This window comes from Alkaliphilus pronyensis (assembly GCF_009017275.1).
Taxonomy (GTDB): Bacteria; Bacillota; Clostridia; order Peptostreptococcales; family Natronincolaceae; genus Alkaliphilus_C; species Alkaliphilus_C pronyensis.
The window spans coordinates 94,596-118,246 of record NZ_WBZC01000010.1 but is presented as its reverse complement, the minus strand read 5'-3'; the positions used below and the strand labels follow the sequence as shown (position 1 = coordinate 118,246).

Here is a 23,651-nt window from a genome sequence, read left to right as displayed (position 1 = left end):
CCCCCTCTCTATAAGAAATCAATCATATTACTATTTCTCTTATTCCATTATATTTATTAATTTACAAGCAATTATAATAGGTTTCACATATTTTGTCAATATTCTAAATTACAACTTTTTCTATAAAGCTTAATCGTTTAATAAGAATTTCTTTAATTACATTTTAATTACGTAGTTAATTAGGTGTTTAGCTAATACTTTTAATACCCCCGCAGTTGGTACAGCTAGTAATAACCCAACAAGACCATATAGCCTTCCTCCAATTAACAGGGCTAATAAAACCCAAATGGGGTGTATTCCAACACTTTTTCCTACTATTTTAGGTGATAATATGGCACTTTCTATCTGTTGAATAATTGTAAAGGCTACTATAACCCAGATTGCCTTCATAGGATTATCTAATAATGCAAATATTACAGCAGGCACAATACCAATTATTGGGCCAAAGTAAGGAATAATATTTGCTAAGCCTGCTATTAAGCCTACTAAAACTGCAAACTCTACCCCCATAACTATTAAAACTAATGTAGTCATTAAACCCACTAGGGCTGCTACAATCAATTGTCCTCTTATGAAGCCTCCTAGTACAAAATCAATATCCTTCATTATTACTAATACAGCTTTTCTCGACTTACTTGGTATTAATAGTACTAACGCTTTCTTGAAGTCTTCAGCATCCTTTAGGAAATAAAAGCCCAAAATGGGAATTAATATAAGACCTACTATCCTTGAAAACATACCCAAAAGCCCGTTAGTTATAGAGGTTAATACATTAAATGTTGCCTTTTGTATACGATTTATGTTTACATCTAATATCTCTTTTAATCCATCAAACTCAGGTGGTAAATTAGCAATATTTCTGTTGTAGTGAATAAGTATATCATTGAAGTAATCATAGGTTTCATTACCATATTTAGGCAGTACCTCCAATAGATTTTTTACCTCAGAAACAATTCTAGGAACCATAGTTATAGAAATTAAAAAAATGATTATTGATATTGATAAATATATTATCAGAACTCCCCATACTCTCTTTATACCCCTTATGCTTAAATACTTTACAAAAGGATTAAGGGTGTAAGCCAATATAATACCCAATATGAAGGGGTACAATATCTCAATCAAAAAACCACGTATTTGAAACACAAAAACAAAAATCATTAAGAATATTATAAAAAAAGTGAAGTATATAACCTGTCTTCTTTTAATATCTACTCTTTTATTTGAATCTACGTATTTATTTCCAATATGTACAAGGAAGTATATGATAAAGCCTAAAAGCACTAATAAAAACAGCTGCATTAATATGTTAAAAAAATTTTGAAAATAGGTTTTTTCTGCAAAGCTTTTAACGCTATTGGATAAGACCTCTAAGGGAGTCAATATTTATCACCTCTAATATAATATATTCAAGGAAATAAGTTTATATCAATTTAAAAGAAAAACAGCTTATAAAAGCTGCTTTTACATAAAATTCATCATCATTGCTTTAGACAACATTTTTTTTGTTCTTTTCATAGTTCTTCTTTTATCTTTAGGACTCATATTAGACACTGCGTAAATTCCTACAGTAGCTCCTAAAAGTCCTCCCGTGATTAAACCCATCATCATTGAGCGATTCACATTATCATCTCCTTTACAGCTATTCTCTTATAGTTTTTGCTGATTTAATGGATCTATACCAAGTATTTTTTTCAAGCCACCTAATGGATGATGTATTAAAACATTTTTAAAATCCTTATTAACTATTAAGCAGTTACACTTTAAATCTAAGTTGCAATTCCTTATAGATAAATAACTGTAGCCCTCCATAAGATCAGTTAAAACTCCTTCACTGGCAATATATCCTATTACATCACCGCTTTTATTATCAAAAACAGTATCCTTGACTATACCTATAAGCTCACCCTCTGTAGTTTTAATCTCCATACCTATAATTTGAAGATTTTTTTCAATTGCAGCCTCTACATCAGGTATTTGCTCTGGTTGCACTATATCCTTCTCTGAAGATATTTTAACTCCATTGGTTGCAAAGGCCGTTATTTTTTTAAATGGAATAAAGTAGGTATCCTTCATTCCTTTGCATTTTTTATCTAAAGTAAAACCAATGATTTTTAATGGTTTTGACCTATAAAGGCTACCTTTAATATAATAATTTAATTTTTTATCCCCCCTATTAAATAATGCTAATCCAATTAATTCACTATTAATTACCATATATATCCCTCTTTTTTTTATCTTATTTATATTTTTCTTTATTAAATAAAAAAAATGCAGGTAATACCTGCATTTTTTACTTTTACTATTTATTATTCTTCATCCCCATGATGATGATGATCATGCTCTTCATTTGGATCAAAGCCCTCAAGACCTTCATATTGCTTATTATTTTTTTTGGCATAATCATATATAGCAGATTTAACCGCTTGCTCTGCCAATACAGAACAATGCATTTTTACAGGTGGTAGGCCGTCAAGAGCTTCTGCAACTGCTTTATTAGATAGATTTAAAGCCTCTTGTACTGTTTTTCCTTTTATCATTTCTGTTGCCATACTAGAGGTAGCTATTGCAGAGCCACACCCAAAGGTTTTGAATTTGACGTCTGTAATTACGTCATTTTCTATCCTTAAGTACATTTTCATTATATCTCCACACTTAGGGTTTCCTACTTGCCCAACTGCATCGGGATTTTCTATTTCACCAACATTTCTGGGGTTCATGAAATGCTCCATAACTTTATCGCTATACATTTTTTAATTTCCTCCTTTTACCTTCTCATAAAGTGGAGACATTTGTCTTAACTTCTCCACAATTGGTGGCAGCTGATTAATTACATATTCAATATCCTCTTCTGTTGTAAAGTCTCCAATAGTTAATCTTAGTGACCCGTGGGCTAGCTCATGGGTTAAACCAATGGACATTAGAACATGAGAAGGATCTAAAGAGCCAGATGTGCAGGCCGAGCCACTGGAGCAGGCAATACCTACCATATCTAGGCTAAGCAAAAGGGATTCCCCTTCTATAAACTCTATGCTGAAATTTACATTTCCTGGTAGCCTTTTGGTTGGATGGCCATTTAAATGAATATATTCGATTTTCTCCTTTAAGCCTGCAATAAGTTTATCCCTTAATGAAGTTAAATGCTTAATATGCTCGTCAAAATTTTCATGGGCTAACTCAGCAGCCTTAGCGAATCCAACAATACCTGGTACATTCTCTGTACCAGCTCTACGCTTTTTTTCTTGAGCACCACCGTGAATTAGCTGATGAAGCTTAACACCCTTCTTAATATATAATGCACCAGTACCCTTTGGTCCATATATTTTATGGGCTGATATTGACATAAGATCGATACCTAGCTCCTTTACATCAATTTTAATATTGCCAAAGGCTTGAACAGCATCTGTATGGAAGTATACTTGCTTTGAATTGGCTATTTCTGCAATTTCTTTAATTGGCTGTATTGTACCTATTTCATTATTGGCAAACATAATGGAAATAAGTATTGTATCTGAACGAATGGCTTCTTTAAGCTCCTGTAGATTGACTAAGCCATACTCATCAACCTTTAAATAGGTCACCTCAAAACCTTCTTTTTCAAGGTATTCACAGGTATGAAGAACAGCATGATGCTCAATTTTTGAGGTTATAATATGCTTACCTTTATGTTTATTTCCATAAGCAATCCCTTTTATTGCCCAGTTATCGGACTCAGAGCCCCCTCCAGTAAAAAATATTTCATCAGATTTTGCATTTATAGATTTAGCAATAATATCTCTAGCATTATCTATAGCGTTTTTGCTCTCTCTACCGTAGGTATATATACTTGAAGGGTTACCAAAGCTAGCATTAAAATGAGGTAACATTGCATCTAATACCTCCTGCTTCAGTGGGGTTGTTGCTGAATAATCTAAATAAACCCTTTTCTTCATTTCCTTCACTCCTCACTTATAAAGATTATATGTAATACATATAATGGTCTTTGTCTTTTAATTTATGGTAATCATTAACCATATCCTGTAGGGATATGGAGTCAATAACTTCGCTTATGCTTATTCTAATTTTTTCCCACACTACCCGAGTCACACAACATTCTGCATTATCACAGAAGCTTGGATCTCCTTCTAAAACACATTCAGAAGGACCAAGGGGACCCTCTAGAGTTCTAATGATTTCTCCGACAGTAATCTTATCAGGTGATGAAGCCAGCATATATCCACCATGGGCTCCTCTGACGCTTTTTACTAGGCCAGCCTTCCTCAATGTTGCTATTAGCTGCTCAAGATAGTGATCTGATATTCGCTGTCGCTCTGCAATGTTTTTTAATGTAATAGGACCCTCTCCATAATTAATAGCTAAATCATACATTGCTTTAAGACCGTATCTACCTTTTGTTGAAAGCTTCATTTTTTCACTCCTTTAATCCCTAGTAGATTGATTGGGATTATTTTAAGTATATTATACCCTACTAATCTTGTCAACATTACAATTATTTTAATTATTATTTAACTTTTTTACTTTCTTAACATAATCATATTTGAGTAATATAAAAAGGCCAGCTATAATTCAACTGACCCATCTATTATATCAACTTACTATTCAATATACTAATTACTTATTATTATTTATACTTACTAAAAACTGGTTTAGTGCCTCCTTCCAATGTCTTAGCTTAATTGAAGAGTTGTTTTTTAGGGACGAGTTTTTAGGTCTTGGAGCTTTACGTCTTAATTCATCAGTTTTAATAGGAATAATTCTAGCATTTATATTTCTTAGCTTACATATCTCCTCTGCAAACTCATACCAGGTACAGCTACCATCGTTAGTTAAATGATAAATGCCAAACTCTCCTTCACTATCAATTAATGCTTTTATTGCATTTGCTAGGTCTAAAGTAAAGGTTGGACAGCCTATTTGATCATCAACAGCATTAATTATAGTATTATGATTTGTTAGATTTAGAATAGTTTGAACATAATTATTTCCTTTATAGCCATATAACCATGAGGTTCTAACTATATAGTAGCTATTTAGATTGTTTATAACCTCAAGTTCTCCTAAATATTTAGATTTTCCATATATGTTTACTGGATTTTGTTGGTCTTTTTCATCGTAGGGTCTACCCTTATTACCATCAAATACATAATCTGAGCTGATGTATATTAAATTGCTCTTTATATTATTCACAGCCTTTACTACATTTTCTGTACCTATTGTATTTACTTGAAAGGCTATTTCTTGTCTTTCCTCACACTTATCGACATTTGTAAATGCGGCTGCATGTATTACCCATTGTGGGTTAATATCCTTTATAAGCTTTACAGTTTCAGCTTTATTTGTAATATCTAAATTCTTTTTTCCTATACTAATTATATCTTTATCTTTAAACACTTTATTTAATTCATAGCCAAGTTGACCAGTACCACCTATAATACAAATCTTCACTTTACTTCCCCCCATTGCTTATATTAAAAATAATATCAATAGAAATAATTGGCTAATACTATAGCTACAAGTTCTTATTAAACTATTATATGCCTAAATTTTTAGAAATAGAAATCCTGAATCCACTTCTGCTATCCAACCTTTTCCCCTCTTTCCGTTATCTATATCCTAAGCCATATATTGTGGATTGATTGCTTTGTTACAAACCTGTAACATAGTATACAAGTTTAAAAAAGGAGGATGATTTTATGTTAAAGAATATATTTTCTAAGAAACTATTAATCATGGCCCTAGTTATCGCCCTGTTCCTAACAGCAACACTACCTGTCAGTGGAGCTTCAGATTATAAGGAGTGTAATCAAGTAAGATTTATAAGTGTAGGTAACCTAAGAACTGTATTTAGTTTTAATATGAGAGGATTAAATATTAATACTAGATTTAATAATGTAATTAATAGGTGGGGAAAATTTCAACCAGTAACTCCAATGCCCCAACCAGAACCAACACCTACACCAGCACCTGCTCCAACGCCAGAGCCAACACCGGCTCCAGCACCAGAGCCAACACCAGCTCCAGCACCAGAGCCAACACCAGCTCCAACACCAGAGCCAGCACCAGCTCCAACACCAGAGCCAGCACCTGCTCCAACACCAGAGCCAGCACCTGCTCCAACACCAGAGGAGCCAGTGGAAAATGAAAGACATTCATTAACTGCTAATGAAATCAAGATGATAGAATTAGTTAATTCTGAAAGAGAAAAGGCAGGAGTAACGCCACTGAAAATAGATGTAGATTTGTCTTATGTTGCTAGAGTTAAGTCTAAAGACATGCACGATAACAAATATTTCTCCCATCAATCACCAACCTATGGTTCTCCATTTGATATGATGCGTGACTTTGGAATACAGTTTAGAGGAGCAGGAGAGAATATTGCAATGCATAGTAGTGTAGAATCAGCTCACAATGCATTAATGAACTCTGATGGTCATAGAAAAAATATTCTTAACCCAAGCTTTACTCATATTGGAATAGGTATTCATAATGGATACTACACACAAATGTTTATAACAAAGTAAATAAGTTGCTATAAAAAAAACTGCCAGTCGGCAGTTTTTTTTATCTCAGCGGCGTTACTAACACTCCCGCTTCTTAAGCGGGAGATAAGTGCCGCCAAGCTTCGAAATAAGTGCAACTAGAGTTCAGGTGGAGTTAAAACTCCATCTGAACTAAGTTTTCTTTATAATCTAAAATCTTCTAGTTGGCTTGGAAAAAGCTCTGGAAATGGTGCTGTATCAAACAAAAAGCTTGTTTCATCTTCTATAAACTCTTCACATTCAGATGGTTCAGGACAAAATTGAAACACTGGTATTAATAATTGTACCCTACCTACTACCTTAACAACTATGAAAACACCAATAGCACATACTAGGCTATTTCCTTCTTTAGTTACATCTGTTAAAAGCTGAGATGCTGTTTCTAATTTAATTTCAAACTTAAATTCGTCCCTGGCCTTAGGCATAAATAATACTAAATCTTTATGTATTTCGGGTAATTCATTGCTTAACACTATTATTTCATTAGTTTCAGTATTTCTAACTTTTACTACAAAGGGTATAAGGACTCTAAAGCTGACACGTCTAAAATTTGGTCTATTAACAATGGGAGAAATAAATAGTGTTCCTAATACTAATTCTCCAGGCATAAATCTTATTTCTATGAATTCAAATAAACCCTCCTTAGGTAGTTCAATTACAGCCTTTTCAAAGCACTCCCTCAATTGGCAATGGGCATATATTTTATCTGCAATAATACATTCTGATTTAAAATCTGGAAAAGCTATTTGTTCAACATCTATATCTGACATCTACTTCCCTCCCTTTTAATGATTGTACTCAAAAATGTATCAAAACTCATACTAATACCATAATATGCTGCCGAAAGGGATATGGTGACAAAAATAAAAAAAAACAAGTTCTTTCAAGTTAAATCCTCTACATTAATACTATTTACACATGTAAATATCAATTATATGGAGGCTACTCTTTAAGAGCTTGTTAACAATATGCAAATATCTTAAATAGCTAGTTTTTTTAGTATTCTTTTACCCTTAAGCTTCTCAACTGAATAAACAGATAAAATTTTACACTTAATTTTTTGAGCTTCCTCTTGAACTAACTTATAATCCTCTAGATTCTTAAACTTTAAGGAGTAGCTACAACCAGATTTTATTTGGCATGGTGTAGATACTAATTCATATTCATGTATTCCATTGCGTTTAATATGTTGATATAAGTATATTGCATGATTTCTTGATTCGAAAACTGCAATATAATACAGGGTATTTTTAATATTAACCACGGTCATTCCTCCTATTGATTTCTTAGTATAATATATGAAATTAAAATCAATAGGTTACGTTAGAAACACTACTCATTTTCCTCTTTAATATACTCCATATGCCTTATTATTTTTTCCTCATAGCCATTAGCAGATGGAATATAGTATACTTTTCCCAGTAGCTTGTCGGGTTGATATTGCTGATTTATATAGTTATTTGGATAGCTATGGGGATACTTATATCCATCACCATGTCCAAAGGCTTTAGCTCCCCTATAGCTAGAATCTCTTAAATGGATAGGTACGGTTGTTTGTGTTTTTTCTACATCCTGTAGTGCCATGTTAATTCCTAAATAAGCAGCATTACTTTTAGGAGCAGTTGCTAAATATGTAGTAGCTTGAGCTAGGGGTATTCTACCTTCAGGCATACCAATAATTTTAAAGGCCTCGTGGGCGGATATGGCAACCTGTAAAGCATTTGGGTCAGCATTGCCAATGTCTTCAGAGGCAGAAATTATAAGTCTTCTTGCTATGAACTCTGGATCTTCTCCTCCATAAAGCATCTTGGCTAAATAGTGGAGAGCTGCGTCGGGATCACTACCACGAATACTTTTAATAAAGGCCGATATAACATCGTAATGCTGATCACCGTCCTTATCATATAGAACAGCCCTTTTCTGAATTGATTCCTGTGCAGTATTTAAGTCAATATATATCTTCATATCCTTATCTAAGGGAGTGCTTAGTACAGATATTTCTAAGGCGTTTAAAGCTCTTCTTGCATCACCACCTGAAATTGTAGCTATATGCTCTATTGCCTCATCAGTAATCTCTACATTCAAATCTCCTAATCCAAATTCTTTGTCTTTAAGTGCCCTCCTCAATAGTAGTATTATATCTAGTGATTTTAGAAGCTCTAGCTTTAAAACTGTGGTACGGGATATTAATGCACTATTCACTTGGAAATATGGGTTTTCAGTGGTTGCGCCTATCAATATTATTAACCCGTTTTCAACATGGGGTAATAGTGCATCCTGTTGGTTTTTAGAAAAGCGATGTATTTCATCTATAAATAAAATACTTTTCTTGTTATACATTCCTATGTTATTATTTGCTTTCTCAATAACCTCCCTAATTTCCTTAACACCAGAGGTTACTGCATTAAGCTGATAAAAGGCAGCCTCAACTTCCTTTGCTATAACCCTAGCAATAGTAGTTTTCCCTGTTCCAGGAGGCCCCCATAGAATTATTGAGGGTAAACGCTTTGCAGTTAAACACCTATGTAAACATCTTCCCTTTTCCAGCAAATGCTCTTGTCCAATTATTTCACTCATTTTTTTAGGTCTCATTTTATCTGCTAAGGGTCCTTGAGCTTCCAGCGCTTTATCCTTTACTATATCAAATAGATCCATTATATTTCACTCCTCAAAAAGACGTTATTAAAGCATTTTTATTATGTTTTTATTATAAGTTATTATAGTAATTTATTAAAGTACAAAAGAAGCAGTTACAATAATGAAAATCATACCTGTAAAAAAGAAAAAGAGCCATACACTAGATGACTCTTAACTAAAAAGCTATGCTAGAAGCACTGATCTGGTGGTAATGGAGGGCAAACACCCGGAATTGTTACACAGGGTGCGGGTACACAGAAACCATAGCTAGGTACTAATAGTTGAACCCTAAGAATAGCTTTTACTACTATACAAACCTGAATATCGCATGTTATAAAGAACTCTATTTCTTCTTCATTATCATCGATGTCAGTTACTACACAGTTGCAGGATAATATTGTACTTTCACTACAGTCGATTTCAACACCTTCAGGGGCACATAAGGTTACGGTTTTACTAAATGTAAATATTCTGTCGATTCTCCCTTCTTCACCATTAGTAGCTTCTGGATTAATTAATGTAATAGGAACATTTACAGAAAGCACTATTGTAAAGAAGCCATCACCAATTGGCCTACGACTAATCTCTGTACACGATATTTCTTCTCCTCTTGTTAAAGAACAACGAATTGGTCTACCTAGCTCAAGTCCTACTCCAAATTCCTCTGAATCTGTAAATATTTCCCTTGTTCTGTCATCAATTTGGAAACAGCTATCATATACCTTATCCACAACTATACATTCAACTCTATCTGGTGGTGGACAAACTGGTACACCTTCAACAACAGGACATTGGCCTGGTTGTACTTGACTTTTACTTACTTCAGACATATAATATCCTCCTTTTCATTTTATAGAAATTCAAGCTTATGTTTTTACTTCTACTTCATTGTATTAATTGCCTTAGCTATGTGTTACAACAAACATATTAATCTTTAGATTTTGTTAAAAACTAAATTTTTGTAGCCATACTGGCCCTTAGCACTTTTTTCAGAATCTATTAATATACCTATAGCCAAGCTGAGTAATCTTAAATACAATATGCTCAAGGCTAGTTTCATTTTGATTATAGCTGACAGTTAGCTTTTTAGGTTGAAATTCCCCAATACCATCAATACCCTTTAACTCTTTAAGGCCAGATGTTATAGCAAAATGATCCTCCTCAGTTAATAAATCTGTTATCATAATATTCATAGTAACAGTACTGTGGCTACTTTCTTTAATGTATTTATCTAGTAACTCCTTATACCTGGGTGGCACATATGACTTACTGTATTCATCTATTTTAGCTGACACCCTATTAATTCTTTTTTCATATAAGCTCATTTCATCACTCCTATTACTGATTATTCAGACAGCCTGTCTGATTATTTTCTTTTTACACATCAGCCACCCTTTACGTTATTATTATTTATGTTTAGCTTAGCTTTAGGAGCATCTATTCTATATCCAAGTATTCCTATTGTATAATATATGTTTTCAAAAATTAATCTTGATGGCCAATATGAAATACTTAGAATCTTGCTATTGTTATATGGAGCTATTTCTTTTATTCCTGTTACTTTTTTTAGCTCCTTTACAATAATATTATAGTCATTGTGTGATAACATATTTTTTATAGTAAGTCTTAGATTAATTGCTTGTTTTTTATCATACAATCTATTTACATTATAAATTGACATGTAGTGTTCCTCCAATTATTGTTAATTCTACTCTACTCTCTTAAAGGTAAGTCCTTTATGATTAAACTTGTATTCCATGTATGAGGGACTAATATAGTTTTCATTATAGGTTATAATTACCTTTTCTGTTTTTGGAATTATTTCTATCTTTATGGAATGTAGTCCAACAGAGTCAAAAATTTTTTGCTTAATCTCATCACCATCGGCACCGTTAATCTTATAGGCTATTTGCTTAGTTTCATTCATATGAATTTTTTCGTTTCTTGCATCAATATACATTTTAGTTTTTGGCTTCAAATTATTCCCTCCCAATAAAAAAACATTTATACTCCAGTATATTATTTCTAAATAAATAGGTTACAGTAGTTCTATAAAAAAACAGCTTTCTTTATGTAAACTTTGTTTCTCTTTATGTGTTGATATAACCATATTTAACCTTTTGCTTTGCTATATTATGTATAGTATAATAAATTTATGTAATTAAAAATTCCATTCATTCAGGGGAGGAAACTGACTTGAAAAAGACACTTAAGAAAACCATTAGTTTAGCCATCATTTCGACTATTGTTATTCAGTCTAGCTGTATGGTATATGCCTCGTGGGGACTCCAAAAATACTTAAATAACAGAGGTGAAGCTAATCCAGTAAATACCACTTCGCCTAAAGACACCACTCCACCTAATAGCTCTACTTATAATCCTTCTACCACAGTAAAAACGCCTTCAAATTCTAAGGGATTTTCATCAACTGCCGATTTAATTCGTAGCTTAAGGAGCAATTATGTAGAAAACAAACAGGGAGATCAATCTACTGATACACCTATAGACACAAAACCAATAGAAAAGGAAGCAGAGGAACCAGCTAATAATGAGAATAGCTCTTCTACTATAGAAAACTATAGCTCTTCAGTTGAATTAATGCTAGAGCTAGTAAATCAAGAAAGAGTGAAAAATGGATTAAATGAGTTAGAATTACACCAAGAGCTTACAAATGTAGCCCATAAAAAAAGTGTAGATATAGTAGAAAACAATTATTTTTCCCACACCTCACCTACATATGGATCCTTTTATCAAATGGTTTATGATGCAGGTATATCCTTTACTCAAGTTGGTGAAAACCTCGCTAAGGCTAGAGATGTGAAAAAGGCCCATGTCCTTCTAATGGCAAGCACAGGTCATAGGGCTAACATATTAAATCCTAACTTCACACACATTGGTCTTGGAATAGTGAAGGACAAGTATGGGGTTGTTGTAACTCAGCTTTTTATTAGATGATATATATTACAATAGATGATATAAAGAATTAATTATGATATTTTCTATAATTAATTCTTTTTTTTTACACATTTTTTTAACTGCTGCATAATATGGTATAAAAATCTTTTTAAGGTGGGGAAGTCATGGGCAGTTTAATATGGAACAATAGGACAATTATAGATTTCGATAATAGTATAAGAGATAGTATTATAGCTTCCTGTATTTCTATGTCAATTAATTACCAGTTGGTTTTTGAAAATATAATAATATCACCTGCTCTATACAACAAAACCATTATTCTAAAAACTCTAGTTCCTCAAGCAGATATTATTTCTTTAATGAAAACTATTAAAGCTTCCCTCGAAAAGGAAGGGGCTATTATAGTTATTGATGAAGGTTCTGCCGATAAAGCATCACTAGAGTACCTTGCTGCTGATATTATTATAGGGTTTAACTTCTGTGAGAAGCCAACAGATATAACAATATACCTACCATTTGATATTGAGGAAAGCAGTACATTTATTACCAGAAACATAATTAAGCAGTTTGCATTTTGGGAAAAGCAGCTTTCTTATAGGATTGCTGATAGTTGGAAAAAGCTGAAGGCCACAAAATATTGGTCATACTTATTTGGTAATACTACTCCTTCAATTATATTAGAGCTTTCTTCTAATATTTTAATAGAGGATTACTTAACCAACCTAGGTGAGATTTTAGTTAAAAGCATAATTGACGAACTTGGTATAAAACATTCTATAGAGGATAAGAAAAAAATCAATGATTTTATAAGCTCTTATAAGGAGAAGCTGTACACCAGTAATAACATAGAGCTAGAAGCCTTAATGAGTAAAATGATAGGCTATGAGGAAGAGCTTGAAAAACTAAAGCTATCATTAAATGAAGGTGATAAGCATAGCTCCCAACAATGTAACGAAGAGATAACAACTTCCTCAACCCTTGTAGAATCAGAAAATGATGCAGGTGAGAGAATTGAGATTGACAACAATAAAGCTGATGATGAAAGCAATAAAAGTTATTTAAAGGAAAATAAACCAAAACACAAAAAGCACAAAAAAAGAAAGGTTTATCTTCATATGAAACAAAATAATGAAGCAGGAAGTAAAAAAGCACCACAAGGACTACAATATCCCTTAAGGGTGCCAGGTAATGGTCCTTTCCATCAATTTCAGCCTCCATCAGCAAAGAGTAGTGTAGCTTTGCCTCCAAACCCTGTATCATATAGTAATAGCAAGTCTAAGAATACTAAATATTATAAAATGAAAGAACCTTTGGCTAAAGAACTACCTCCTATACCAAATGAACTTCAAAAATCAAATGACAGTAATATACCATCTAATATATGCGAAAAGACTAATAACAAAATAGATAATATCTACCAGCTAATGTACCCTTAATAGTTACCAATTTTTAATTTAGTAGTGTTACTAACCCTCACGCTTCTTAAGCGGAAAATAAGTGAGCCAAACTTTAGGTAAGTCCTTTATGGTCTTGCCTTTATTAATGTTAATTAGGAGGTGTTTTAATATGCAGATTAGCAATAAGGCTTTCTTTAAAAGACCTATTATTGGTTTATTAATTAAAGAAAACCATAAAAGTAGATTAATTAAAAAGCAAAAACCACTTCATAAGCATATACCTTTAATAAAGGCTAATGAAAGCTTTAATCTGTTAATGTATTTTTTTGCCATGACGGATATAACAATAGATAAGGGTTACGTATTAGGTATTTATTATGATGATGATTCAAAAACCTGGTTAGAAAAAGATTTCCCACTACCTGATATTATATACAAGCTTTTTCCCTCTAAAAAATCATACAAAACAGATGTGTTCTTAAAAGTGATTAAAAAGCTCGGTATAAAATCATTAAATTATATAAATAGCTTTGATAAATGGCAGTTATATAATGATTTGATTAAGTACTAGGATTTAAGAACCCATATTCCTTTTACTGTTTTATATGATAATCCCGATACTATTAAAAGGATACTTCATAAGCATAAAAAAATATACCTAAAGAAATGTCAAAGTGGAGGTGGTAGAGGTGTTGTAGCTGTTGAAAGGCTTGATTTTTCTTACCAATATAAATATTTTGCAAATAGGCTCTTCATTAATAGAGTCGATGATTTTGACACCCTAATATATAAGCTTTTAGCTTTTTTCAACAATGAGGCTTTTATTATTCAAAATTCTATTAACCTAATAGGTGTAAAGGATAGTGTTATTGATGTTAGAGGAGAGCTACAAAGAGATGGCAATGGTGAAATCATAATTAATGGTATGATGGCTCGTGTTAGTAATAAAAACTCTCCTATTACTACCCATGCATACTGCTATAGCATTGATTATGCTTTTGGTAGGCTTTTAGGATATAGTAATAATAAAATTATAGAAATTAAAGCTAATATAGCTGACCTACTTAAGAAGCTATACAGCTCTGTAGAATTAAGCTATGGAACAACAGGTGAACTAGCTATAGATATTGGGATAGATAATAGTGGTAAGCTTTGGTTTATTGAGTGTAACGCCTTTTCTGCTAAGGTATCCTTTGATAGGGTTTACGGTGCTGCTTATATTTATAAGTTTTATTATAACTTAATTAAGTATGCAATTTATCTGTATGAATCTAGTACATAGTATATAGAAAAATCTTATTGTAACAAAATGTAAAATTCTTTAACATAATATCATTGAAAAGTATACATCGTTGTTTGCTTCCAAAAACTAATTAGGAGGAGAAAAGTTGGCTAAGGAAAATGTATGCCTAAGCTTTAAATCTAGGCCAATTGTAGGTGTATTAGTTGGTAATAGTATTATTAAAAATCTAACAAGACAAAAGGAAACATCTGATATAGAGGAATTAAAGAAAGCCAATAGTACAATAGACTTAACACTGTATTTTTTTTCAATAAATGGGATAAATCTTGTAAATAAGAATATAAATGGTATTTTTTTTAATCAAGAAAAAGAAATCTGGCAAGAAAGAATTTTTCCATTTCCAGATATATTCTACAAAAGAACTAGCCCTCCTAAAGATGAAAAAACTTCAAGTATGTTCGAGGAGCAGCTAAAGAATAGTCACATTAAACCTTTAAACTATCTTAATAAATTTAATAAGTGGGAGGTTTATACTCATTTATCAAAGGAGGAGGCTTTTGCCGAATACCTACCAAAAACCATTATTTACAAATCTCCTGCTGATTTACAAAACATCCTTAAGCTCAAAAATAAGGTATATTTAAAGGCCTGTTCTAGCGGAAGAGGCAAGCTGGTAATGCGTGTTGTAAAGCTACCTAATAATAGGTATCAATGTAGTCACTATAAGAATAATCTCTCTATATATAATGCAGACAATTTTAAGCAATTAATTAGTATTGTATTAAAATTTTTTAAAAACAAGATGTTTATAGTTCAAGAGTCCATAGATTTAATTACTATAGACAATAGGATTGTAGACCTAAGAGCCGAGGTTCAAAAAAATGGAGATGGAGAAATCACCGTTGCTGCAATTCCAGTACGTATAGGTAGATTTAACGCTCTAATTACCACCCATTCGAAGTCCTTGACCTTTGAGGATTTTTTCAAAAATAAAATGAATTACTCAAGTGATTATACTATACTATTGAAAAATAGAATCGAAGCCTTTTTAAAATTGACATACCAGTATTTAGAAAAGTATTATGGGCCTAGTGGAGAGATTGGTATAGATATAGGTATAGATAAGGATGGTAAGCTTTGGTTTATTGAGTGTAATTCCCGATCATTAAAGGTGTCTTTTCATAAGGCATACGATGAAAAAACAGTTAATCAGTCCTATATTAATTTATTAGATTATGCACAGTATTTATACAATAAAAAGACGTAAAACAAGGTAAATTCCTTGTTTTTTTCTTTAATCGCTAATGTATTTCATATAGTTACAATATTCTTCATTGTTTCTATGGCTTCTTCATTCTGTATCAATTTTTTTACGCACTCATATAATGTTATGAGATTAGTAGAGAGGAATGAGGAATTTGAATAAAGATATAACAAACAAGTTTATCCCAAGCTTCGATCTCACTGGTCAAATTAGATTATTGCAAAATCAATTAACTGATTGCTATTGTAAGGTATTAAGTAATGGTTCATTTATTTTAGATAAAAATGTTAAAGAGTTTGAGTGCAGTATTAGTAAGCTATGCCAAGTTGACTATGGTATAGGTGTCGCCAGTGGCAGTGATGCTTTATATTTGTCTTTAATAGGCTGTGGTATAGCTCCAGGTGATGAGGTAATTACAACCCCCTTTACCTTTATTGCTACTGCTAACTCTATTACTAGAGCTGGAGCTAAGCCAGTTTTTGTTGATATAGACACTAAAACATGGAATATAAACCCTGAATTAATTGAAGAAAAAATCACGTCAAAAACTAAGGCTATAATGCCTGTTCATTTGTATGGATGTCCCTGTAAAATGGATTCAATTGTTTCTATAGCTAAAAAGTATAAGCTTAAAATTATTGAAGACTCGGCACAAGCTATCGGTAGTAAATATCAAGATAAAAGCATAGGTTCCTTCGGAGATACTGGTTGCTTTAGCTTTTACCCAACAAAAAACCTAGGGGCCTTTGGTGACGGTGGAATGATTGTTACTAATGACAGTAAAATAGCCGAAAAATTACTCCTACTAAGATCAAATGGTGCTAAAATTAAGTATTATCATGATATATTAGGCTTTAATAGTAGGTTAGACGAGCTTCAAGCTTCTATTCTAAATGTGAAATTGAAATATCTTAATCAGTGGACAGTTAAAAGAAGAAATATTGCCAAACTATACAATGAGTTGCTATACCCAAGAATAATTGATGGGAAGCTTCCAATTCAACTTCCCATAGAGCCAGAGAATGCATATCATGTTTATCATCAGTATACAATTCAAGCTATGGATAGAAATAAGCTAAAAAGCTATTTGGAGCAGGCTGGTATTGGGTCAACAATTTATTATCCAAAGCCAGTTCATTTACAAAGGGCTTATATTCAGCTTAATTATAAATTGTGTGATTTTCCAGTAACAGAAAGGGCTTGTAATGAAGTTCTTTCATTGCCCATGTTTCCTGAATTAACTGAGGATGAGGCTATTAGAGTTGCTAATAGTATTATAAGCTTTTATGCCCAATGAAACATTATATAGACAAAAAATGAGGTGAAGTAAAATGAAAGATTTATTAAAGAATAAAATCCTTAATAGGGATGCATCTATCGCTATTATTGGTTTAGGATATGTTGGATTACCTCTAGCCTATGAGGCTGCTAAGGCTGGATTTAATGTTATAGGTATAGACCATAATGAAGACCGTCTAAGGGAGATTCATAGTGGTAACTGTATTATAATTGATGCTATAAAAGAAGAATTTAAGGAATTAGTAAAAACCGATAGAATTAAGGCAACAAAGGACTATAGGCTTTTGAAGACTGCTGATATTATCATCATATGTGTTCCTACAGGCTTAACCAAAAATTTGACTCCTGATCTTGTAAATGTGGAGGATGTAACTAAGGAAATTGCTAAAAATATTAGGGTTGGTCAGCTAATTAGTATTGAATCCACCATATACCCTGGTACAACTGAAGAGGTAGTGCTTCCATTGCTGGAAGCCTCTGGTTTAAAAGTAGAAGAAGATTTTCTTCTATGTCATTCACCAGAAAGAATTGACCCTGGAAATCTAAACTACTCCACTAAAAATATTAGCAAGGTAATAGGTGGTATAGGTGCTGCTTCTCTTGAAGTAGGTAAAATATTCTACAGCCAGATTATTAACAATATAGTAGGTGTCTCATCTGTAAAGGCAGCGGAGCTGTCAAAGGTACACGAAAATACCTTTAGGGCCATCAATATTGCTTTGGTGAATGAATTAGCTGTTTTATGTGATAAAATGATGATAAATGTATGGGAGGTATTGGAGGCTGCTTTTACAAAGCCATTTGGAATTATGGAGTTTTACCCAGGTCCAGGAGTAGGAGGTCACTGTATACCTATTGACCCCCATTATTTAGAATTTAAAGCAAGAGAATACAATTTTATGACAAAGTTTATTTCCTTAGCAGGAGAGGTAAATAGAAAAATGCCTGAGTTTGTTAGAGAAAAGGTGCTTAGGGCCTTAAACAAAATTGGTATAACTCCTACAGCCTCTAAGGTATTGATTATTGGAATGGCCTATAAGAAGGATACTGGTGACTATAGAGAATCACCTGCCATAAGTATAGCTGAACTGCTATTGAAGGATGGTATAAAATTAAGCTACTATGATCCTTATATTAATAAAATAGAGATAGGCTCCCATAGTTTTAGCTCCATATCCCTAAACGATGAGGCTATTAAGGCTGCCGATGTAGTTTTAATTACTACAGATCATTCAATAATTGATTATTCGTGGCTTATAAAAACAGCTAATTTAATTATTGATACACGAAATGCTACTAAAGGATTAGAGGATAAAGAAAACAAGGTAATTTTATTGTAGCAAAAAAAGCAACTCTATACTTGAGTTGCTTTTTTCTAATTAAATTGTATCTATAACTAAATATGGTGGATTATTAATTAAATAGCTTAGATTATCATTTGTTATCCTAACATATATACCATAATTATTTTTATTACTTAGTCTCCATTTATCTTTAAACAATGTAGTGTCTATAATCAATTCATTTTCCTTTAATTGTTGCTGAAGGCCTATTAACACTTTAGATTTATTTGGATTAATACCATCTCTTATTTTTTTAGGGCTCCAATCTGAGGTTAATTCCTTAATATAGGTTTTCTTAGGTTTCTTTTTATTATGAAATGGTATGTGTAGTTGAATTGATAAAACCTTCATATCCTTAGGTATAACCGATAGATTAAATGAAATGTATAACCTATCTTTTCTTACAGCCAAGTTTTTTGGTATGAAGAACATCTTTTTTTCTAGTGAAGTCAACTATACTCCCCCCCCTTTAAGAAAGCTTAGAATATATATTTAATAGTCTCTCTACAACAACATTACTTGAGTGATATTTTTTTGCAAACTCTCTTCCCTTTACCCCTAACTCATGGCGTCTTTCAGGGCTTTCTATCAAATCTTTAATTGCCTGTTTAATATTATCAGGGTTACCATTAACCACAGGTAGCCCTGAAGGAAAACTATCCTTTAAATCCTCCCTTATATATACAATTACTGGCTTACCTAATGCCATTGATTCAACACTTAATAATCCATAGGAACCACAGCATACTTGATCCACAATAATATCTGCCTCTTTGTACATTTCAACCACATGGGCATTGCTCATCTTTTCTATACGTTTATAGTCAAATAAATGGGTGTGTCGCAGCTCTTCAATGGCCTTTTCTATATAGGCTGTACCTTTAAAATCTGGATTAGTTGGAGCATGAAGTATAAGGGGTTTTTTAGTTTCCCTACTGGGATAATGTGGTTTAAATTTACGGATATCTATTGCTATAGGCATAATATGAACCTTTTTATAATAATTTGCTACATGGGGCAGAACCTCGTAGTCTTGGACTATTGCCTCATCAATATACTTTGTAATTGATAAAAGCTTTTGATGTATATCATTATTTGGTGGGGAGTCTCCAGTGTAAACATAAGGATTATTAAGCATGGCTAAATCATGGAATCTAATCTCATTTCCCCAATGATGCATTATAATTTTCTTCTTTTTATTTTTTATAATTTCCAGGTCTTCAAAATTAGGCATTATAGTTGCACCATAGTGAAAATGAAATATATCAAAAAAGTTTACAATTTGCTTAAGCATTTTTCTTATTTCAAATGCATCAGTATTTATCAAATGCTCCTTGTAATCTAAATATGATTGAAAGGTATTATATCCAACTGCTATATGTCCTTTTCTCTTTAATGCACCACATAAAATCCCCATTTGTCCTGCTATTTCAATTATCCCATGAAACACCCTCATTTACTTTTTTCCTCCTTAAACCATTGTAAAGTCTTAAACAAACCATCCCTTAAAGAGTTTTTAATATTCCATTGTAAATCCTTGATAATTTTAGATGAATTAATATTTCTTCTTTCCACCACATCTATTGGTCTTTACTCTTATAAATAATTGGAGCATCATTACTTTTTGTAACATCCATAATCTCCTTTGCCAGCTGATTAATTGATGTCTCTATTCCAGTACCCACATTGTATACATTCCCTATTGCTTCTTTTCTTATGGCTGCTATAACAAATGCCGATATTGCATCTTCTATAAATGTAAAATCTCTTGTTTGTCGTCCATCACCATAAATAATTAGTGGTTCATTGTTATAAATTGCTTCAAAAAATTTTGCCACCACTCCACAGTATGGATTTAAGGTTGTTTGACCTGGTCCATAAACATTTGATAGCCTTAAAATAGAAACAGGCATTTTATACATGTGATTATAAACCTTACAATAATGCTCAGCTGAAAATTTACTTGCTGAGTAAGGAAGACAAATATTATAGTAATCTTCTCCTGTAGGATAGTAATCTGCAGCTCCATATATAGAAGTCGATGAAGCGTATACAAATCTCTTTAGATTAGTACAATATTTGCTGGCAGCCTTTAATAGCTGAAATCCTCCATATAGATTAGTTTCAAAGTCTAAATCAAAGTCTGATATAGACTTCATTATATTGGAACAGGCTAAATGGAAGACATACTCCACCTTCGGCATAACCCTCTCAAGTACTACACTGTTGGTTATGGTATCCTCTATAAAGGTAATTTTGGGTGATTTAGGTATTGCCTCCCTTTTTCCTGTAGATAAATCATCAATTATATAAATATTACTACTGATGGGGATAATTCTTTTTAATAGCTGTGAACCAATAAAGCCTGCACCACCAGTAACTAATACATTTCCTACCATTAAATATCCCCCTTTAGCTTAATGCCATTAGTTTTTTCTCTATTAGTAGCTCTGTGTCTGGCCAAATCCTTTTTAAATTACTGAGGTAGGTATAATCCTCTAAAACCCTTTTACGTCCATTACAGCCTATTTCATATCTAATGTCTGGCCGATTAATATAATAATTCACTAATTCTACTGTTTCTGTCGGTGAGCTAGATAAAACAATTTCAACCTTATCCTTAAACATACTACTAAGGGCTTTTGTTCTGCTGGCAATCATAAATCCCCCTGATCCTAAAATTTCAAATGTTCGTTGGGTAACCTGTTCTTCAGAATTTTGAACCCCAAGCACAATTTTGGATTTTCTGTAAACAGAGGCTGTTTCGCCATATAATAAGTGTCCCCTAAGCCATTTTTTTGGTATGGTATGACCAAAGGTCTCTTTAATAAGCTTTGAATCCTTTTTCCACCCATAGCCCCATATATTCGTATCAATCCCAGCCTTCACCAAAGGAAATAGTAAATCCTGAAAGCTCTGAAATCTATAGGTCTCTTTAAATAAATGTGTAGCACAAACTAATGATATATCAAATGTTTCAGCTTCATTCTTTTTTTTTGCAGGAAAAATACGGGGATTCAGCCCAAAATTAAAGTATAAAGCAGGAATACCTAAAGCCTCATATTTTTTTATACAATCTTTATGAATAGTCCAAACTAAATCCGGTTTAGAGTCTTTTACATAAGGAAGGGACCAACTAAAATGGTTTATAATATCCTCAGTTGCCCAATATAGGTGAAATAATTTATACTTTGAACATAGTTCATGTACCTTCCTTGAAAATCTATTAAAAAGAGGTCTGTTGTAGCCTACAGTAATTAAAATGTTGGGCTTAAATATTCTAATACCCGCTTCAACCTCTTCTGGTGACCATGAGGATTGAAGGGCTAGGCTGTGTCCCAATTGCGACAGGGAATCCCCTAGACTATTAATACAATAGGTTCTGTGGTCTAAAAAGAAAATTCTATAGGATTTTATCTCTCATCCCTCCCAATATTTATATTACAATAACACCAAACGCTGCTGCTGGCTTGATATATAAATGGCTTCAATTATTTCTAATGACCTTCTACCCTCTATACCATCTACAGCTTGTGTTTTACCCTGTTTTATTGTGTTTATAAGATTTTTGTAATAATCCATATGCCCAAAGCCATATACAGACTTTGGGTTTGTAGCTACTGAATTAACCTCGTCGTCCATTGGATGGTATTGGCTAAACCTCCAGTATAAAATTTCATTAGCTGCTATTCCACCAACACGTACCGTGCCCCTTTCCCCAATAATTAATATTGATCCTTCTAGGTTTTGGGGATAGGTTAGCATTGTAACATTTAACGAAGCAATAGCCCCCGACTTGAATTTTAAAATTGCTATACCAGTATCCTCTGCTTCAATTCTACGGGCTAAGGTTTCTGTTTTAGCATATACAGCTTCAACTGGTCCACCTAACCATTGAATAAGGTCAACATAATGGGAGGCCTGATTACAAAAGGCTCCTCCATCATATTTCCAGGTACCTCTCCAGTCTGCAAGGTCATAATATTCTTGAGGCCGTGTCCAAAATACATTGGCAACAAGCATGTATATCTTACCAAAACGCCCTTCCTCTATTGCTTTTTTTACCAATTGAATCGTAGGATTTAAGCGGTTTTGAAAGACCACATAAAGCTTTACATTATTTTCATTACAAGCATTTATTAGTTTATCTGCATCTGATAATTTTACCGCCATTGGCTTTTCTGTTAAAACATTTTTGTCATAGCCAGCAGCCATAATACCATGACTTGGATGTAAGCCCGATGGGGTACATATTGTAACTAATTCAACCTCCTTTAATTTAAGAAGCTCTTCATATTTAGTGGTCCAGAATGGAATTGAATATTTTAATGAAGCATTTTTAGCTTTTTCCTCATCTATATCACAGCAGCCAATTATTGATATGTCAGATAATTTGTTAATTGCTTCAAAATGTGTTTTAGAGATTCTACCACAACCAACTACGCCAATCTTCATTATAAGCACCTCTGAATCTCTGTAACGATATTATCTTTAGTTTTTTTGTAGCTTGAACCGCATACGCCACAGATTGCAAATTCATTATTAAAATCCAATTTTTCAGTACACTTACATACCCAACCAGCTTGCTTTGCTGGAACTCCATATACAAGTCCAAAATCTGGTGCATCCTTTGTAACTACAGAGCCAGCACCAATAAAGGAATAACGTCCAATATTACAGCCACAAACTATTGTTGCATTTGCTCCTATTGATGCACCAAAGCCTACTAAGGTCTTTCTATACTCTTCTTTTCTTTCAATAAAGCTTCTAGGATTCACCACATTGGTAAAAACCATTGAGGGACCTAAAAACACATTGTCCTCACAGATTACTCCCGTATAAACCGATACATTATTCTGTATTTTAACGTTATTTCCGATTATTGCTCCAGATGCAATATTTACATTTTGACCAATATTGCAATTTTTACCTATTACAGCATTCCTCATAATATGAGTAAAGTGCAAATTTTTGTACCCTCACCAATACTACAAGGCTCATCTATATATGAAG

Annotated in this window: 28 protein-coding genes and 1 other annotated feature (1 of these 29 only partly in view); of the genes, 8 read left to right on the top strand and 20 right to left on the bottom strand. The window is 32.8% G+C overall.

From position 1 onward, the window contains the following. Window positions 1–53, bottom strand: a binding site (T-box leader) (it extends 140 nt beyond the left edge of the window). Window positions 54–156: 103 nt separating this feature from the next. The 7 genes from F8154_RS03315 to rfbD all read right to left on the bottom strand — a co-directional run bounded on the left by F8154_RS03315 (window position 157) and on the right by rfbD (window position 5,445). Beyond that, on the bottom strand, window positions 157–1,383 hold the full coding sequence (locus F8154_RS03315; RefSeq protein WP_151860166.1) for an AI-2E family transporter: 1,227 nt from the start codon (window positions 1,381–1,383) through the stop codon (window positions 157–159). An 81-nt stretch (window positions 1,384–1,464) separates the two neighbouring features. Beyond that, window positions 1,465–1,623: a hypothetical protein gene (locus tag F8154_RS15010; protein WP_192930139.1), complete on the bottom strand. Its 159-nt coding sequence runs from the start codon at window positions 1,621–1,623 to the stop codon at window positions 1,465–1,467. A gap of 27 nt (window positions 1,624–1,650) precedes the next feature. Next, window positions 1,651–2,217 carry a PRC-barrel domain-containing protein gene (locus tag F8154_RS03310; protein WP_151860165.1) on the bottom strand — a complete coding sequence of 189 codons (567 nt, stop codon included), beginning with the start codon at window positions 2,215–2,217 and terminating at the stop codon, window positions 1,651–1,653. Between the two features lie 92 nt (window positions 2,218–2,309). Beyond that, window positions 2,310–2,750 (bottom strand): Fe-S cluster assembly scaffold protein NifU, encoded by a 441-nt coding sequence (nifU, locus tag F8154_RS03305; RefSeq protein ID WP_151860164.1) that lies wholly within the window; start codon window positions 2,748–2,750, stop codon window positions 2,310–2,312. Window positions 2,751–2,753: 3 nt separating this feature from the next. Beyond that, entirely contained in the window at window positions 2,754–3,932 is a 1,179-nt protein-coding gene (gene nifS, locus F8154_RS03300) for a cysteine desulfurase NifS (protein ID WP_151860163.1), read from the bottom strand. 25 nt (window positions 3,933–3,957) lie between these two features. Continuing rightward, window positions 3,958–4,407: an RrF2 family transcriptional regulator gene (locus F8154_RS03295; RefSeq protein ID WP_151860162.1), complete on the bottom strand. Its 450-nt coding sequence runs from the start codon at window positions 4,405–4,407 to the stop codon at window positions 3,958–3,960. 204 nt (window positions 4,408–4,611) lie between these two features. Next, window positions 4,612–5,445 (bottom strand): dTDP-4-dehydrorhamnose reductase, encoded by an 834-nt coding sequence (gene rfbD / locus F8154_RS03290; RefSeq protein ID WP_151860161.1) that lies wholly within the window; start codon window positions 5,443–5,445, stop codon window positions 4,612–4,614. Between the two features lie 248 nt (window positions 5,446–5,693). Between rfbD and F8154_RS03285 the strand changes: the two genes are divergently transcribed. Continuing rightward, window positions 5,694–6,521, top strand: a complete 828-nt coding sequence (locus F8154_RS03285) for a CAP domain-containing protein (RefSeq protein WP_243141149.1) — start codon at window positions 5,694–5,696, stop codon at window positions 6,519–6,521. A 161-nt stretch (window positions 6,522–6,682) separates the two neighbouring features. On the opposite strand, the gene F8154_RS03280 is transcribed toward F8154_RS03285, so the two are convergent. The 7 genes from F8154_RS03280 to F8154_RS03250 all read right to left on the bottom strand — a co-directional run bounded on the left by F8154_RS03280 (window position 6,683) and on the right by F8154_RS03250 (window position 11,154). Beyond that, complete coding sequence (locus F8154_RS03280) at window positions 6,683–7,309, bottom strand: hypothetical protein (protein WP_151860160.1); 627 nt, start codon at window positions 7,307–7,309, stop codon at window positions 6,683–6,685. 209 nt (window positions 7,310–7,518) lie between these two features. Then, window positions 7,519–7,803 (bottom strand): DUF3343 domain-containing protein, encoded by a 285-nt coding sequence (locus tag F8154_RS03275; protein ID WP_192930138.1) that lies wholly within the window; start codon window positions 7,801–7,803, stop codon window positions 7,519–7,521. 68 nt (window positions 7,804–7,871) lie between these two features. Then, window positions 7,872–9,194: a replication-associated recombination protein A gene (locus F8154_RS03270; protein WP_151860158.1), complete on the bottom strand. Its 1,323-nt coding sequence runs from the start codon at window positions 9,192–9,194 to the stop codon at window positions 7,872–7,874. A gap of 170 nt (window positions 9,195–9,364) precedes the next feature. Then, window positions 9,365–10,006 carry a hypothetical protein gene (locus F8154_RS03265; protein ID WP_151860157.1) on the bottom strand — a complete coding sequence of 214 codons (642 nt, stop codon included), beginning with the start codon at window positions 10,004–10,006 and terminating at the stop codon, window positions 9,365–9,367. A 159-nt stretch (window positions 10,007–10,165) separates the two neighbouring features. Continuing rightward, on the bottom strand, window positions 10,166–10,501 hold the full coding sequence (locus tag F8154_RS03260) for a hypothetical protein (protein WP_151860156.1): 336 nt from the start codon (window positions 10,499–10,501) through the stop codon (window positions 10,166–10,168). A 59-nt stretch (window positions 10,502–10,560) separates the two neighbouring features. Beyond that, window positions 10,561–10,857 (bottom strand): hypothetical protein, encoded by a 297-nt coding sequence (locus F8154_RS03255; RefSeq protein WP_151860155.1) that lies wholly within the window; start codon window positions 10,855–10,857, stop codon window positions 10,561–10,563. 27 nt (window positions 10,858–10,884) lie between these two features. After that, window positions 10,885–11,154 (bottom strand): hypothetical protein, encoded by a 270-nt coding sequence (locus F8154_RS03250; protein ID WP_151860154.1) that lies wholly within the window; start codon window positions 11,152–11,154, stop codon window positions 10,885–10,887. 218 nt (window positions 11,155–11,372) lie between these two features. On the opposite strand from F8154_RS03250, the gene F8154_RS03245 reads away from it, so the two are divergent. From F8154_RS03245 to F8154_RS03215, 7 genes are all read left to right on the top strand, one after another. Next, the gene (locus F8154_RS03245) at window positions 11,373–12,131 is read left to right on the top strand and encodes a CAP domain-containing protein (RefSeq protein WP_151860153.1); all 759 of its coding nucleotides are present in this window, start codon (window positions 11,373–11,375) and stop codon (window positions 12,129–12,131) included. 125 nt (window positions 12,132–12,256) lie between these two features. Continuing rightward, window positions 12,257–13,528, top strand: a complete 1,272-nt coding sequence (locus F8154_RS03240; RefSeq protein WP_151860152.1) for a hypothetical protein — start codon at window positions 12,257–12,259, stop codon at window positions 13,526–13,528. A gap of 130 nt (window positions 13,529–13,658) precedes the next feature. Continuing rightward, complete coding sequence (locus tag F8154_RS03235) at window positions 13,659–14,060, top strand: hypothetical protein (protein ID WP_151860151.1); 402 nt, start codon at window positions 13,659–13,661, stop codon at window positions 14,058–14,060. 15 nt (window positions 14,061–14,075) lie between these two features. Then, window positions 14,076–14,771, top strand: coding sequence for a YheC/YheD family protein (locus tag F8154_RS03230; protein WP_151860150.1), 696 nt, complete (start codon window positions 14,076–14,078; stop codon window positions 14,769–14,771). Window positions 14,772–14,877: 106 nt separating this feature from the next. Further along, window positions 14,878–15,999: a YheC/YheD family endospore coat-associated protein gene (locus F8154_RS03225; protein ID WP_151860149.1), complete on the top strand. Its 1,122-nt coding sequence runs from the start codon at window positions 14,878–14,880 to the stop codon at window positions 15,997–15,999. Window positions 16,000–16,141: 142 nt separating this feature from the next. Continuing rightward, on the top strand, window positions 16,142–17,293 hold the full coding sequence (locus F8154_RS03220) for a DegT/DnrJ/EryC1/StrS family aminotransferase (protein WP_151860148.1): 1,152 nt from the start codon (window positions 16,142–16,144) through the stop codon (window positions 17,291–17,293). 34 nt (window positions 17,294–17,327) lie between these two features. Then, window positions 17,328–18,635 carry a nucleotide sugar dehydrogenase gene (locus tag F8154_RS03215; protein WP_151860147.1) on the top strand — a complete coding sequence of 436 codons (1,308 nt, stop codon included), beginning with the start codon at window positions 17,328–17,330 and terminating at the stop codon, window positions 18,633–18,635. Between the two features lie 39 nt (window positions 18,636–18,674). Here F8154_RS03215 and F8154_RS03210 read toward each other — a convergent pair whose 3' ends face one another. From F8154_RS03210 to F8154_RS03185, 6 genes are all read right to left on the bottom strand, one after another. Beyond that, window positions 18,675–19,091, bottom strand: a complete 417-nt coding sequence (locus F8154_RS03210; protein WP_151860146.1) for a hypothetical protein — start codon at window positions 19,089–19,091, stop codon at window positions 18,675–18,677. Between the two features lie 16 nt (window positions 19,092–19,107). Beyond that, window positions 19,108–20,094 (bottom strand): glycosyltransferase family 4 protein, encoded by a 987-nt coding sequence (locus F8154_RS03205; protein WP_151860145.1) that lies wholly within the window; start codon window positions 20,092–20,094, stop codon window positions 19,108–19,110. A gap of 124 nt (window positions 20,095–20,218) precedes the next feature. Continuing rightward, complete coding sequence (locus F8154_RS03200; RefSeq protein ID WP_207706815.1) at window positions 20,219–21,037, bottom strand: NAD-dependent epimerase/dehydratase family protein; 819 nt, start codon at window positions 21,035–21,037, stop codon at window positions 20,219–20,221. Window positions 21,038–21,050: 13 nt separating this feature from the next. Beyond that, complete coding sequence (locus tag F8154_RS03195) at window positions 21,051–22,040, bottom strand: CgeB family protein (protein WP_456298070.1); 990 nt, start codon at window positions 22,038–22,040, stop codon at window positions 21,051–21,053. Between the two features lie 39 nt (window positions 22,041–22,079). Continuing rightward, window positions 22,080–23,093, bottom strand: a complete 1,014-nt coding sequence (locus F8154_RS03190) for a Gfo/Idh/MocA family protein (RefSeq protein WP_151860143.1) — start codon at window positions 23,091–23,093, stop codon at window positions 22,080–22,082. Further along, on the bottom strand, window positions 23,093–23,587 hold the full coding sequence (locus F8154_RS03185; RefSeq protein ID WP_330577826.1) for an acyltransferase: 495 nt from the start codon (window positions 23,585–23,587) through the stop codon (window positions 23,093–23,095). The genes F8154_RS03190 and F8154_RS03185 overlap by 1 nt, the downstream gene beginning before the upstream one ends. Between the last annotated feature and the right edge of the window lie 64 nt (window positions 23,588–23,651).